General features: G+C 64.7%; 12 protein-coding genes. 9 read left to right on the top strand and 3 right to left on the bottom strand.

Features of this window, described 5'->3' with window-relative positions:
* The first annotated feature begins 179 nt into the window (after window positions 1–179).
* Complete coding sequence (locus GDN70_RS04245; RefSeq protein ID WP_152102189.1) at window positions 180–662, top strand: hypothetical protein; 483 nt, start codon at window positions 180–182, stop codon at window positions 660–662.
* 1 nt (window position 663) lies between these two features.
* Here the strand turns inward: GDN70_RS04245 and GDN70_RS04240 are convergent, their stop codons facing one another.
* From GDN70_RS04240 to GDN70_RS04230, 3 genes are all read right to left on the bottom strand, one after another.
* On the bottom strand, window positions 664–1398 hold the full coding sequence (locus GDN70_RS04240) for a polysaccharide biosynthesis/export family protein (RefSeq protein WP_028139551.1): 735 nt from the start codon (window positions 1396–1398) through the stop codon (window positions 664–666).
* A gap of 153 nt (window positions 1399–1551) precedes the next feature.
* Window positions 1552–2208, bottom strand: coding sequence for a peptide-methionine (S)-S-oxide reductase MsrA (gene msrA / locus GDN70_RS04235; RefSeq protein WP_028139550.1), 657 nt, complete (start codon window positions 2206–2208; stop codon window positions 1552–1554).
* A gap of 151 nt (window positions 2209–2359) precedes the next feature.
* Complete coding sequence (locus GDN70_RS04230) at window positions 2360–2677, bottom strand: hypothetical protein (RefSeq protein WP_028139549.1); 318 nt, start codon at window positions 2675–2677, stop codon at window positions 2360–2362.
* A 378-nt stretch (window positions 2678–3055) separates the two neighbouring features.
* Between GDN70_RS04230 and rpsT the strand changes: the two genes are divergently transcribed.
* The 8 genes from rpsT (at window position 3056) to GDN70_RS04185 (ending at window position 13106) form a co-directional block, all read left to right on the top strand.
* Entirely contained in the window at window positions 3056–3322 is a 267-nt protein-coding gene (rpsT, locus tag GDN70_RS04225) for a 30S ribosomal protein S20 (protein ID WP_018319466.1), read from the top strand.
* Between the two features lie 1243 nt (window positions 3323–4565).
* Window positions 4566–5975, top strand: a complete 1410-nt coding sequence (dnaA, locus tag GDN70_RS04215) for a chromosomal replication initiator protein DnaA (RefSeq protein ID WP_028139548.1) — start codon at window positions 4566–4568, stop codon at window positions 5973–5975.
* A 260-nt stretch (window positions 5976–6235) separates the two neighbouring features.
* On the top strand, window positions 6236–7354 hold the full coding sequence (gene dnaN / locus GDN70_RS04210; RefSeq protein WP_018319464.1) for a DNA polymerase III subunit beta: 1119 nt from the start codon (window positions 6236–6238) through the stop codon (window positions 7352–7354).
* A 210-nt stretch (window positions 7355–7564) separates the two neighbouring features.
* A complete protein-coding gene (locus GDN70_RS04205) occupies window positions 7565–7930 on the top strand; it encodes an endonuclease domain-containing protein (protein WP_028139547.1) in 366 nt (121 codons plus the stop codon).
* Between the two features lie 88 nt (window positions 7931–8018).
* Window positions 8019–9155: a DNA replication/repair protein RecF gene (recF, locus tag GDN70_RS04200; protein ID WP_028139546.1), complete on the top strand. Its 1137-nt coding sequence runs from the start codon at window positions 8019–8021 to the stop codon at window positions 9153–9155.
* A gap of 119 nt (window positions 9156–9274) precedes the next feature.
* Window positions 9275–10018 (top strand): hypothetical protein, encoded by a 744-nt coding sequence (locus GDN70_RS04195; protein ID WP_152102188.1) that lies wholly within the window; start codon window positions 9275–9277, stop codon window positions 10016–10018.
* Window positions 10019–10175: 157 nt separating this feature from the next.
* A complete protein-coding gene (locus GDN70_RS04190; protein WP_028139544.1) occupies window positions 10176–12332 on the top strand; it encodes a hypothetical protein in 2157 nt (718 codons plus the stop codon).
* 72 nt (window positions 12333–12404) lie between these two features.
* Window positions 12405–13106 carry a hypothetical protein gene (locus tag GDN70_RS04185; protein WP_244625863.1) on the top strand — a complete coding sequence of 234 codons (702 nt, stop codon included), beginning with the start codon at window positions 12405–12407 and terminating at the stop codon, window positions 13104–13106.
* Window positions 13107–13349: the final 243 nt, after the last annotated feature.

Raw genomic sequence — 13349 nt, 5'->3', positions numbered from 1 at the left:
CCCGGAATCCATCGGGCGTCAGCGATGGTGGCGCGATGGATTCCGGGCTCGCGCTATCGCGCGCCCCGGAATGACAAGAGGAGAGAGTTGCGCCATCTCAAAGCAGGAATCGGGTGGCTGCATCCTGCCGCCCGGCGATAGAGCTGGCCAATCGAGCCAACTCACGCCGGGAGATCGCCATGCCGCAAGCCATCACGCACCTCGTCATCCGCAATCCGTTCGGAACCATGGATGTCCCCTCACCCGATGATTACGAAGTGATGGCTTATGCCGCGACGGCCACGCTGCCTGGCGGTGCCGCGGACGGCAATGCGCCGGCGTGGGCAGCGATCGCAGCGCCATCCGATCCGCTCGGAGGCATCTGGGCGAGCCGCTGGAACGGCGGCGCCGATCCGACCATCGCCGGCGACACGGCGGAGACGTGGAAACAAGGGCGCGCGGAAGTGCGCATCACGGGCAGCCGTATCTATCTGCGCTTCGACTGGGACAATGGCCGCCGGCACGGGCTGATCGAGGCCGCACGCGAGGGCGCGGATCGGCTGGTCGGAAAATATGTCAACCTGACCACGCCGGCGATCACACGGCCATGGGTCGGACGCGTCATCGACGCTAACAGGATCGATGGATGTTTTCCTGACGGGCGGCTGGATTTCAGGCGGTGAGCTAGAACCAGCGCTCGCCGACGAACACGGTGTCGCCGGGGTTCAAGGGGGTGCCGAGCGGCACCACGGCGCGCATGGAGCCGCCGTTCTCGGTGTGCGTGATGGTGACCACGTCGCGCTTGGCGCGGGGCGAGAAACCGCCGGCGATTGCGACCGCACTCTCGACCGTCATGTTCGGCACGTAAGGATATTGGCCGGGCGCCGTGACTTCGCCGAGAATGAAGAACGGGCGATAGGCCTCGATCTCGACCGCGACCGAGGGCTCGCGGATGTAACCGTTGCGCAGGCGCGCGGCGATCTCGCCGGCAAGGCCCGCCGTGGTGCGGCCGCGGGCCGGCACTGCACCGATCAGCGGCATGGTGATGGATCCGCCGGCGTCGATGGCATAGCTGTTGGTGAGACCTTCCTGGCCGTAGACCACGACGCGGAGCTTGTCGCCGGCGTCGAGATGGTAGGAAGCGTCATAGCGCATCGGCGCGGCGTAGCCGACCGGCATCGGTGCGGGCGAAGAGGCAAAGGAATTACGCAGCGCGCCGATGGCGCCGCCGCCATCAGCGACGACAACCGGCTGCGGCGCACTGTAGGGCTGGCCATAGGCCATGGAATCGAGATCGGCGCGCGGCTGCATCACCGCGACGGGGCCGGCGGTCTGCATGCAGCCGCCAAGGGTCAGCGCGGCGGACGCTGCCAGGGACGCTGCCAAGATCGACCATCGAAACGCGCGTGCAACCGGCACCGGACCAATCCCTCGAAACGAGACGGCTTAAGTGATGCACCGGTTATGGTTAATAAAGCGTTGAGCGGGGCGGGGTGCTTTGCGGGCGCGATAGCTGCCGCACACTCCGTCATGCCCGGGCTTGTCCCGGGCATGACGAACTTCTGGTGGGACCTACGCGCTCACGCCGACGCCGATCGGGCAGGACACGCCGGTGCCCCCTAAGCCGCAATAGCCGGCGGGATTCTTCGCCAGATATTGCTGATGGTAGTCCTCAGCGAAATAGAATTCGCCTGATGGCGCGATTTCGGTGGTGATGGCACCGAGGCCTTTTGCAGCAAGCGCCTTCTGATAGAGCGCCTTCGACTCGTCGGCCGCCTTCTTCTGCGCATCGGAATAGGTGTAGATCGCGCTACGATATTGCGTGCCGACATCGTTGCCCTGACGCATGCCCTGCGTCGGGTTGTGGCTCTCCCAGAACGTCTGCAGGAGCTTCTCGTAAGACAGCTTGTTCGGATCGAACACGACCAGCACCACTTCGGTGTGACCGGTTCGTCCCGAGCAGGTCTCTTCATAGGTCGGGTTCGGCGTATGGCCGCCGGCATAGCCGACGGCGGTGGTGTAGATGCCATCGCCGAGCTGCCAGAACTTGCGCTCGGCGCCCCAGAAGCAGCCGAGCCCGAACACGGCCTGCTCGAGGCCAGCGGGATAAGGCGGCTTGAGCTTGCTGCCGTTGACGAAATGGGTGGTCGCGGTCGGAATGGCTTGCGCACGGCCAGGCAGCGCTTCAGTTGCGCTCGGCAATGCGGTGGTCTTGCGCATGAACAGCATGATTGGATCTCCGCAGACGAGCCGTCCGTCGCCCGAGCCAGATGCTCAGGCGGCGTGCTCGCGATCAGGTGGGAATATAGGGATCTACGCTGGCGAGAGCGGCCTTGTTACGCCGAACGCCTCGCGAGCGCTCAATCCCGGGAATTGAGGATCAATCCCGGGAATAGCCGATCAGCGGTTTCCGCGGCCGGAACAGGATCATCAGCAGGATGCCGAGAATGCCGAGGACGGCGAACACCGGCTGATCCAGCAGCAGGCGGATCACCGAGGTCCAGAGCCAGGGCGCCTTGGCCTCGACCCAGGTGCGGAATGCCGATTGGCTGGCCTGATTGATGTCGTTCCAGAACTGGCCGAACCGGGTGAATTTGAGGGTCTGGTCGGCCACCCAGCGGGCGCCGTCATAGACCATGAAGATGAACCCGCCAGCGAGCAGCAACAGCCCAATCAGTCGGAAAAAACCGCGGATCATGCCTCACCTTATATGGTCGTCCGATCGGAGGAGCCGACAAAACGCCGCCAGCCAATAGCCGGGAGACGGCAGAAATTCAACCTCTTCAGGGCGTTACGACGCCCCTGGAGCGCCCCGGGGGCCGCTTTTCCAGCCTGGAAAGCGTTGACGGTGCCGAAGACCCTCTCTATAAGGGCGCCAACTGGCGGCGGGCGCAATCCTGCCGCCGCTGTTCTTTGAGCAGTTGCAGGCTCCCTGGGCTTAGAGCTCTTTGCGGCCTCATGTTCCGGGGACAGCCCAGCAACCGAACACCCTAAATCCGAGCGTCGATTCCGCGGTCAAGCAAGCCGGCGCTACCCGACCAAGACGCGACCGGTACCCGCAAAGGATATTGAGACCATGGCCAATACCACTTCCGCCAAGAAAGCGACGCGCAAGATCGCCCGCCGCACCGCCGTCAACAAGTCGCGCCGCACCCAGATGCGCGGTGCCGTGCGTAACGTCGAAGAAGCCATCGCGACCGGCGACCGCGCCGCTGCCGTGAAGGCGCTGGCGAATGCCGAGCCCGCCTTGATGCGCGCCGCCCAGCGCAACATCATTCACAAGAACAACGCCAGCCGCAAAGTCTCGCGCCTCACCGCGCAGATCGCCAAGCTCGCCAAGTAACGAGCCAGGTAACGGCGAACCAATCGGTCGGCCGATCCGATCGAACATCGCACGCGTCAAACAGCCCGGCATCGCGCCGGGCTTTTTTGTTGCCAGTCATATTCACTCAACCGGTCACGCCACAGTCGATCTTCGATCGGAAGGTTTGCACCGCCTGCGCTATTCTTCGTTCCGTAGTTCTACCTGCCGATGTTTTGCAACAGTGGAAACTTTCACCGCGTTGCAAAAACCCCTGTGCTGCGGGGCTAAGATGAATTCGCGCACGCAGGAGTTCTGCACACCGTAGATTCACCGGAACGCGCGTGGCTATGGAGTTACCCTGTGAAACGAGACTCAAAAAGCGATGTCTCGCTAATCACTTATCGACATAGCGACCGCAAGCATTTGGAAAATTCGCCGACACGTCCGGCGCGTGACGAATTTGTAAAAATTTTTTTAGCAGTGACGGAGAATTGTCACATGATGCCCGGCATTCTCGATTCTGTGCACGAATCCAAAAACTTGCTTCCGAGCCTGTGAACAACTCCCGCGCGGCGTTAACCGAGGTCAAGTTTTTTGACGCCTCAAGTGTGAATCAATTTCGTTGCGAGTCTTTCCGCATAGTGTATTCCTTAAGTCGTCAGCGGCGCCCACGATCTTCAGACCAGCGCGGTTTAGGAAACGGGGCGAGCGTGCAAATCGGCGGCGGTGTGCACGTAGGCGACGCTTCAAAAAGCGAATGTCGGATCAAAAACCCATAGCAATATGGGAATGGTATCTCTTTGTCTGAATGTCTCCAAGCGGGATCTTGCGTATCCCGATCGCGCGAGACGCACGGACATCGCAAAGTTACCCCGACACGAGCGATGGCGAAGCCGAGCGGACGAACAGTGCAGACGGGCAGGGCATCAGCGATTTTTCGTCGCGGGTGTCTTCAGAAGCAGGACCTTGTCGTGAGCGATCACGGCAGGACGGGGAGGTATCATGGCCTACGGATTCAACGCGGTATTGACACAAGTTCCATCGTTCAACGATGCCGTCTCCGATCCGTCCAGCGTTCAGCCTCCCACGTGCGAGGGCGCGTCGAGTACGCGCTGACCTCGCGAACTCTCCATCTCCGACATCGCTGATCTGACCCGCGGCGTTTGCGCCGAACGGTCGAGCTATGCCTGACGATGGACTCGCTTGAGGTCGCGCCATGACCAGGGAACCCCTGCATGGCGCTCACCACGCAACCTTATCTCTCAAGAGAAGTTTTTTGACGATGACAATGGAACAGGATCGCTGGTCACGCGTGAAGGGTCGGCTGCGCTCGACCGTCGGCGAAGACGTTTACACGAGCTGGTTTGCGCGCATGGATCTGGAAGGCGTGCAGGACGAGAGCGTGCGCCTCTCGGTGCCGACCCGGTTCCTGAAGAGCTGGATTCAGGCTCATTATGCCGAGCGCGTGTTGTCGTGCTGGCAGGCCGAGATGCCGGAAGTGCATCGCATCGACCTCACGGTGCGTTCGGCCGTGCGCCCGGTGATACAGCCGAAGGAAGCCCCCGCGCCGGTCGAGACGCGACGCACGCCCACACCGGAGCTGCGCTCGACCGCGACCGCGCCGGTGTCGGCCAATCACGATGCGCTCGGCGGCTCGCCGCTCGATCCGCGCCTGACTTTCGCGAGCTTCGTCGTCGGCCGTTCCAACACGCTGGCGCATGCAGCCGCGCGTCAGGTCGCCGAAGGTCGCCGCGGCGACCCCGTGATGTTCAACCCGCTCTACATCCATGCCGGCGTCGGCCTCGGCAAGACGCATCTGCTCCAGGCGGTGACCTGGGCCGGCAATTCCGGTAACGAGCGCAAGGTGCTGTACCTGACGGCAGAGAAATTCATGTACGGCTTCGTCGCCGCGCTGAAGACGCAGACGGCGCTGGCCTTCAAGGAAGCGCTACGCGGCATCGACGTGCTGGTGATCGACGATCTGCAGTTCCTGCAGGGCAAGTCGACCCAGGCCGAGTTCTGTCACACGCTGAACGCGCTGATCGATGCCGGCCGCCAGGTCGTGATCGCCGCCGACCGGCCGCCGTCCGATCTCGAAAGCCTCGATGACCGCGTCCGCTCGCGGCTCGCCGGCGGCCTCGTGGTCGAGATGGGCTCGCTCGGCGAAGAGCTGCGTCACGGCATCCTCAAGTCGCGCGTCGCCGCGGCCCGCGCCCATCATGCGACCTTCGAGGTACCGGAGGAGGTGCTGCATTATCTGGCGCGCACCATCACCCATAACGGCCGCGACCTCGAAGGCGCGATCAACCGCCTGCTGGCGCACTCGAAGCTCAACAACCGGCCGGTGACGCTGGAGATGGCGGAGCACGAGGTGCGCGACCTGGTCCGGCCGCAGGAGCCCAAGCGGATCAAGATCGAGGACATCCAGCGCGTGGTGGCGCGGCAGTATAATGTCAGCCGCTCCGACCTGCTCTCCTCGCGCCGCACCGCCAACGTGGTGCGCCCGCGCCAGGTGGCGATGTATCTCGCCAAGACGCTGACCCTGCGCTCGCTCCCCGAGATCGGCCGCCGCTTCGGCGGGCGCGACCACACCACGGTGCTGCACGCCGTGCGCAAGATCGAGGCCCTGGTCTCCAAGGACACCGCGCTGTCCGAGGAAGTGGAGTCGCTGAAGCGCCAGCTTCAGGAATAAACGCCTAAGGCACTCCTGCCATTCTCCCGCCGCCCCGGCCATGCCTGGGCGGCGGTTTTCATTTGGGCGGTAAATCGTGGGAATCGTGCGGAACTGGCCCCCGATCCCTTGAATCCGGGGGCCATCCGAGCCACCTTGCGCGACCCTGGCGGCTTTGGTCATATCGGTTGGATGGCCCTGACCTGCCGGGGTCATCGGTGCCGCGGCGGGGCTTTTCGACCGCCCGGCGTCTTCATTTTGGGGATCGGGCGAGTAGTGCAATGAAGGTTACGGTCGAACGCGCGCAACTCCTGAAGTCACTGGGCCACGTCCACCGCGTGGTCGAGCGCCGCAACACGATTCCGATCCTCGGCAACGTGCTGGTCCGGGCCGAAAACGCCAAATTGTCGCTGAAGGCAACCGACCTCGATCTCGAGGTGACGGAGACGCTGCCGGCGGAAACCGCGACCGCGGGCTCCACCACCGTGCCAGCGCACATGTTCTACGACATCGTGCGCAAGCTGCCCGACGGCTCGCAGATCGTGCTGGAAGCCGACGGCGACCGCGCGGTGCTGGCGATCCGCGCCGGCCGCTCGCGCTTCACGCTGCAGACCCTGCCGGAGAATGATTTCCCGGATCTGGCCGCCGGCGACATGTCGCACTCCTTCTCGCTCGCCGCCAAGGACGTCAAGCGGCTGATCGACCGCACCCAGTTCGCGATCTCCACCGAGGAGACCCGCTATTATCTCAACGGCATCTACCTGCATGCCGCCGGCACGCCCAAGGCCGCCACCTTACGCGGCGTCGCCACCGATGGCCACCGCCTCGCCCAGCTCGATTTGGTGCAGCCGAAGGGCGCCGAGGGCATGCCCGGCGTGATCGTGCCGCGCAAGACCGTCGGCGAGGTGCAGCGCCTGATCGAGGATACCGACGCCGAGATGACGATCGAGCTGTCGCAGGCAAAAATCCGCTTTACGATCGGGAACGTCGTGCTGACCTCGAAACTGATCGACGGCACCTTCCCCGACTACGGCCGCGTCATCCCGCAGGGCAACGACAAGGAGCTCGTCGTCGACAAGAAGGACTTTGAGAACGCGGTCGACCGCGTCTCGACGATCTCCAGCGAGCGCGGCCGGGCGGTGAAGCTGTCGCTGTCGCCGGGCAAGCTGGTGCTGTCGGTGACCAATCCGGATTCCGGCAGCGCGACCGAAGAGCTCGAGGTCGAATACGCCTCCGACGCCCTCGATATCGGCTTCAACTCCCGCTATTTGCTCGACATCGCAGCCCAGATCGAAGGCGACGTCGCAACGCTCAGGCTTGCCGATCCGGGCTCGCCCACCCTGGTGCAAGACCGCGACGACAAGAGCGCGCTGTATGTGCTGATGCCGATGCGGGTGTGAGGGACGTGCTCCTCCTCTCGGGATACCTTGTACGCGGAGACAACCCCTCGCCCGGCTTCGCTGCGCGAAGCCACCCTCTCCCACAAGGGGAGAGGGTGAAGCTACAGCCTTCCCTGTCGCCACAAGCGCGACGCACATTGTTGTGCCCTCTCCCCTTGTGGGAGAGGGCATCTCCGCTGGCGGATACACACTCAGTCGGGTGAGGGGTTCGTGCCGCAGGAGCCATCCCATCGGCCAGTCGCCAAGCGTCTCCGCCAATTCGCGAAGAACATGCGGCACGAACCAACCGATGCTGAAACCGCAATGTGGCGCTTGCTGAGGGATCGTCGGCTCTCCACTTTCAAGTTTCGCCGACAGGTACCGTTCAAAAACTACATTCTCGATTTCGTCTGCTTCGAGAAGCGCCTCGTGATCGAGATCGACGGAAGCCAACACTCGGAATCGCAGCGAGACGCGACGCGTGAGGCGACGCTTGCTGCCGAAGGGTTTTGGACATTGCGCTACTGGAACAACGACGTGCTACAGCAGCCCGCTTCTGTATTGGAGGATATCCTTGCAAAGCTTGCCGGGCGGTAAGATACCCCTCACCCGTCGCCTCACTGCGTGAGGCGCCACCCTCTCCCACAAGGGGAGAGGGGAAGAATCGCGCCAGAACGAATAACTGATGACCCCCTCCCGCATTCATCGCCTGACGCTGACGCATTTTCGCAATTATCGGGCGGCGGGGCTCGAGACGGCGGCTGACATGGTGGCGCTGGTCGGGCCGAACGGGGCGGGCAAGACCAATTGCATCGAGGCGATCTCGTTTCTGTCGCCGGGCCGGGGCTTGCGGCGGGCGACGCTGGAAGACGTCGCCGACAACCAGGGCGACGGATCCTGGGCCGTCTCCGCGCAGGTCGAGGGCGCGCTGGGGCTGGCCACGCTCGGCACTGGCATTGATGCACCGCGCTCTGACGCCGCCGTAAGCCGGCGCTGCCGCATCGACCGAGAGCCGGTTGGGTCCGCGACGGCCTTCGGCGACCATATCCGCATGGTGTGGCTGACGCCGGCGATGGACGGGCTGTTCATGGGCGCAGGCTCGGAACGGCGGCGCTTCTTCGACCGCCTGGTGCTGGCGATCGACAACGAGCATTCCAGCCGCATCAACGCGCTGGAACGGTCGCTGCGCTCGCGCAACCGCCTGCTCGAAACCCGCAATTACGACGACCATTGGTGCGACGCGATCGAGCGCGAAACCGCGGAGCTTGCGGTCGCGGTCGCGGCAACGCGCGGCCAGACCGCGGCAAGGCTCACCGGCATGCTGAATGCGCGCGCGCAGGCCTCCGCCTTTCCCTCGGCGCAGATCGCGCTCGACGGCTGGATGGAGAACGCGCTGCTGACCGAGACGGCGACGTCGGTCGAGGACCGCTACCGCCAGATCCTGCGCGACAACCGGCCGCGCGATGCCATCGCCGGCCGCACCACCGACGGCCCGCATCTCACCGATCTCCAGGTGATCTACGCGCCGAAAAGCATGCCGGCGCGCGATGCGTCCACGGGCGAGCAGAAGGCGCTGCTGATCGGTCTGGTGCTGGCGCATGCGAGTCTGGTCGCCGAGATGACCGGCATCGTGCCGCTGCTGCTGCTCGATGAGGTCGTCGCCCATCTCGATCCGAACCGCCGCGCCGCGCTGTTCGACGAGCTGCGCAAACTCGGCGCGCAGGTGTGGCTGACCGGCGCGGATCCGGCCGCCTTCGCCGAGATCGGCGCTGGAGGCGAAGTCTTCGACGTCGAGAGCGGACAGGTCTCGTCGCGACGCTAGGCCTCCGGGTTGAACCCGCTCTGTTCCATCAGCGACTAGCTGTCTGAAGCGGCGCCGACGGTGTCGCCGTTGTGCAATCGCGCGGTATTTCCCACACGCGCGATGCTTGGAGCGTAGGCATGACGACGGTAAGGCACGGGGCAAGAGCTCTTGCGCGATGGCAACTTCTTGCGTGCGGCCTCGCTCTGTTCGCGAGCTGCCTGCTCGCGGCAAGCGCCGGCGCCTGGGTATCGAATTTGTCGCCACTGTTCTCAGTCGCGCTCGCGCCGGATCCCGATGCGCGGCTGCCCGCGCCGACCCGCTACCTCTATCGAGGCACCCACACCACGGTGATGCCCGGCGTCGAAGCCCCGCTCCGCACCAGGCTCGAAACCACCGTGCCCGCAGAACTCGGCGACGTCCTCAGCTTCTATCGCACGGAGCTCGGAAAGCTCGGCTGGCAGGAACAGCCCGATGGCGCGGTGATCGCAACCGATCACGCCCAGCTCGCTTTCGCCTCCCCGCTGGGGCCGGCCGCACTCCGGCTCGCCCGCAAGGACAGCAGCACCTCGATCCATCTCGTGCAGAAGAACGCCGATGCGGCGACCCGGGCCAATATCATGCCCGAACCCGGCCAGGCCAAGCTGGTGTTCAGCAATATCAGCGGGAGGGACGCGGCGCTCACGATCAACGCACGAACCGTCAAACGCGCCGCCGGCGCCAATGCCGTGTCGCTGGATCTGGCGCCCGGCAAGTATTCCTACGAACTGACCGTACCGGACCATTCAGCCACCACGAACGTCCTCACCCTTACCGCCGGCGATACCTGGGAGCTCACGATCGGGCGCGACGGCGACGCCTGGCCGCCGCTCCAGCTGTATTGAGCCATGCCTGCCTGATCAGGCCCGTGACGCCGCTCGTACGCCGTCCGTTGAACCTCTCCGGTTCCCATCGCGACTTCTCGTCTGAGGCCGCGCGCCGAGGTGTCGCAGTCTGCCCATGCGCAGGGCGACGGCCCGCGCAACACCCAGGAGTTTGACGATGCCGATGATCCCGCTTGGGGCGCAAGTCCCGGCAAGATGGCTGCTGCTTGCCTGCGGCGTTCTCGCGATGGCGAGCACGTCGTATCCCGCGGACGCGGCAGACGAAAGCTTCGTCGACGTCCATACGCTGCCGCGGCTGGACGGCGCGGTGGAGGATACTTCGCACCCCGACACCTATCGCGTCATCTACACTGTGCCGACCGCGCTTGCCGCCACGTCGGACGCCACGAAGAAGCTGCTGAGGGCCGACGGCTGGGTGCCCTATGTGTATCCGCTGGACGAGAAGAGTGCCGCGCTGACCTTCAAGAAGGGTCGGCTGGGGCTGCGCGTCTCCTTCACACAGGCGCGCGGGCGCTCCGACCAATCCGCCGTGTTCTACACGCCGAACCGGATCTATGCGAACGTGCCGTTCCCGGACGGCGCGACCGATCTCGCGTTCGACGAGACCCGACCCTATCTCGGCTGCATCGCGCCCGGCGCGTTCGATGCGACCTCGGAGTTCTTTGCGAAGGAAATGGCGGCGATCGGCTGGCGCAAGCTCACGCCTGAAACGTCCTCGCGCTGGCCGAACGCCGATCTTGACGGGACCGTCCCGAACGGCGTGCGCGTCTTTTACGATCACCCCGATCGCGACGCGACGCACATCTACCAGAAGCCAGTGATGCTGACCCTGACACGACGCGACGACGGCCGCACCAATGTCGACATCCGGGTGGCGCCGTTCGCGCTGCCCCAGGAGCTCGAGGCCGACGATGACATGGCCGGCCTGCCGCGGCCGAAGCTAACCAAATCTGCAAGGGGTCTTGGCAGCGCGAGCTCCAACAAGCGCGAGATGTCGGCCGCCGCGATGGCCGAGCTGCCCGCCGTGCTCGCCTTCTATCACCGCGAGCTCGCCGCGCGCGGCTGGCGGGAAGACGGCAACGCGCCGCTCGCGCCCGGCGACGAGATCGCGATCAATGTCTCATCGGCGGAGGAAACCGGCGTGCTGCGGCTCGGCCGCAAATATGATTTCACGATGATCAGTCTGACCGCGCAGGTGAGGGACTCCGCACTTGCGGCCCGCGCCAAGGCGAAGAAGGAGGCGGACGCAAGGTTCCTCGGCGATGCTTTGGGGGCGGCTCAGCAGCTCATTGCCGCCGATGAGGCCAGGCGCAAGACGCAGGCGGCCGCCCTGTCGGATACGCCGCTGAATGCGCTCGCCGACAGCAAGACGCCGGTGCCGCTGCCCGAGACCGCCGAGGGCGTGAAGTTCGAAGGCAATGACGGCCATCTCGAATTCTCCTCCACCTCGAGCGTCAAGGCGCTCACCGCGTTCTATCGCGCGTCACTCAAGCCCGCCGGCTGGAAGGAGCAACCCTCCGTCATCAACCAGCCCAACATGGCGATGATGGAATTCTCCAAGAGCGGCAAGTCGATCTCGATGACCGTGATGCAGATGGGCCCGAAGGTGAATGTCCGCGCCGACGGATCGGGGCTGGTGATGGCCGCCGCGAAGCCGACGGCCGCCGCCGAAGTGCAGGCCAAATCCTCCGAGCCGCTCAAGCCCGACCCTGAATCCCAGCTCCCCGTGCCGACGCAGCGGTCGTCGACCTCGCTCGCCACCACCAAAATGCCGGGGAGCGAGATGCCGTTCCGCCGCGAGCTGGCAGCCAGCATCGCGGCCCCGCTCGGCGATGTCCTGGCCTTCTACCGGGCCGAGCTTTCCAAGCTCGGCTGGCAGGAAAAGGCCGACGGCGCGACCGTGTCCGCCGAACGCGCACAGATCGACTTCACCTCGCCGCAAGGCCCGGCCGTGCTCAAGCTCGGCCGCGCCAAAGGCGAGACCACGGTCAGCCTGGCGCAGAAGAATCCGGATGCCGCTGTGAAGGCCGACATCATGCCGAAGCCCGGCCAGGCCAGGCTGATGCTCGGCAATATCGGGACGAAGGAAGCCTCGCTGACAATCAACAAGCAGACGGTGAAGATCGCGGCCGGCGCCGGCGGTCCGCAATCGCCGAAAGGCCCGATGCTCGACCTGCTGCCGGGCACCTACCAGTACGCCCTGCGCATGCCCGGGCGCCCGGCCCACACCGAGACCCTCACCGTCGCCGCCGGCGACGCCTGGGGCCTCCTGGTGGGGCCGAGCGGCGACGTGCTGCCGCTGCAGATGTACTGATCTACCGGGCCCCTGATGCCGGGAACGAACATGACGACAATAAAGCCTGTGATGAGAGGTCCGGCACGCTGGTTGCTGCCGCTGTGCGGTCTCGCCCTCCTCGCGGGCGGCCTGATCGCCGCAAATGCCGGCGGATGGATACCGCATCTATCACCGCACACTTCGGCTGCACTCACGCCGGCGGATCCCGACGCCGACATGCCAGTGCCGAAGCAACACAGCTCCTCCAGCTCCAACACCACCCATGCGACCGGCATCGAAATCCCGCTGCGGGTCGGACTCGAAGCCCATGTGCAGGCCCCGCTCACTGCTGTGCTCGCCTTCTACCGCACGGAGCTCGCAAAGCGCGGCTGGGAGGAAAAGCCTGACGGCACTGTGGTTGCCGCCGATCACGCTAAGCTCGCCTTCGTCTCCCCGAAGGGCCCGGCAACATTGAAACTTGGCCGTGCGAAGGACGAGACCATTGTCGAGCTGGTGCAGCGGAATACGGAGGCCGTGGCCAAGGCCAATTTCCTGCCGATGCCAGGACGAGCGCGGCTGATCTTCGGCTATCTTGCGCCCGGCGTGGCTTCGCTCGCGATCAACGATCAGACCATCAAGATCGCGGGCGGCGAAAATCACCCACAAACGCTGGATCTGCCGCCCGGCACGTATTCCTACCAGCTGGTCGTGTCGGGCCATACGTTGCGCACCGATACCATCACCGTGGCCGCAGGCGAGACCTGGTCCCTCCAGTTGGGTGACGACGACAGGAAGCCGGATCAGATCTACTGACCCCACAGACCTGTTCCCGGGCGCCACAGCACGTCGGAACAGGTCGCTGCGACCCCGCAAAATCCACGCCTTTGAAGGCTAAAAAGGGGGTCTCGAATCGGGCTTTTCGCGAGCCCCAGAATCGGCCTTCGAACACCTTGAAAACCGGCCCAAAAACCCCATTTAGTCAAAGGGTTGCCGGAAGATACTTTGCGCTAGGCGCAATCTCTCTTTCATGGCACAAATAGCTCGCAAATCAGCGCC

It is taken from the genome of Bradyrhizobium sp. TM102 (assembly GCF_009176685.1).
GTDB classification, from domain to species: Bacteria; Pseudomonadota; Alphaproteobacteria; order Rhizobiales; family Xanthobacteraceae; genus Bradyrhizobium; species Bradyrhizobium ottawaense.
This window is presented reverse-complemented; position numbering and strand designations above follow the sequence as displayed.

What these genes read in the sequence shown, in the direction of transcription:
- dnaN (WP_018319464.1), top strand. Translation starts at nt 6,236, where the DNA reads ATGAAGGTTACGGTCGAACGCGCGCAACTCCTGAAGTCACTGGGCCAC.
- GDN70_RS04245 (WP_152102189.1), top strand. Translation starts at nt 180, where the DNA reads ATGCCGCAAGCCATCACGCACCTCGTCATCCGCAATCCGTTCGGAACC.
- GDN70_RS04195 (WP_152102188.1), top strand. Translation starts at nt 9,275, where the DNA reads ATGACGACGGTAAGGCACGGGGCAAGAGCTCTTGCGCGATGGCAACTT.
- GDN70_RS04190 (WP_028139544.1), top strand. Translation starts at nt 10,176, where the DNA reads ATGCCGATGATCCCGCTTGGGGCGCAAGTCCCGGCAAGATGGCTGCTG.
- GDN70_RS04230 (WP_028139549.1), bottom strand. Translation starts at nt 2,677, where the DNA reads ATGATCCGCGGTTTTTTCCGACTGATTGGGCTGTTGCTGCTCGCTGGC.
- rpsT (WP_018319466.1), top strand. Translation starts at nt 3,056, where the DNA reads ATGGCCAATACCACTTCCGCCAAGAAAGCGACGCGCAAGATCGCCCGC.
- msrA (WP_028139550.1), bottom strand. Translation starts at nt 2,208, where the DNA reads ATGCTGTTCATGCGCAAGACCACCGCATTGCCGAGCGCAACTGAAGCG.
- dnaA (WP_028139548.1), top strand. Translation starts at nt 4,566, where the DNA reads ATGACAATGGAACAGGATCGCTGGTCACGCGTGAAGGGTCGGCTGCGC.
- recF (WP_028139546.1), top strand. Translation starts at nt 8,019, where the DNA reads ATGACCCCCTCCCGCATTCATCGCCTGACGCTGACGCATTTTCGCAAT.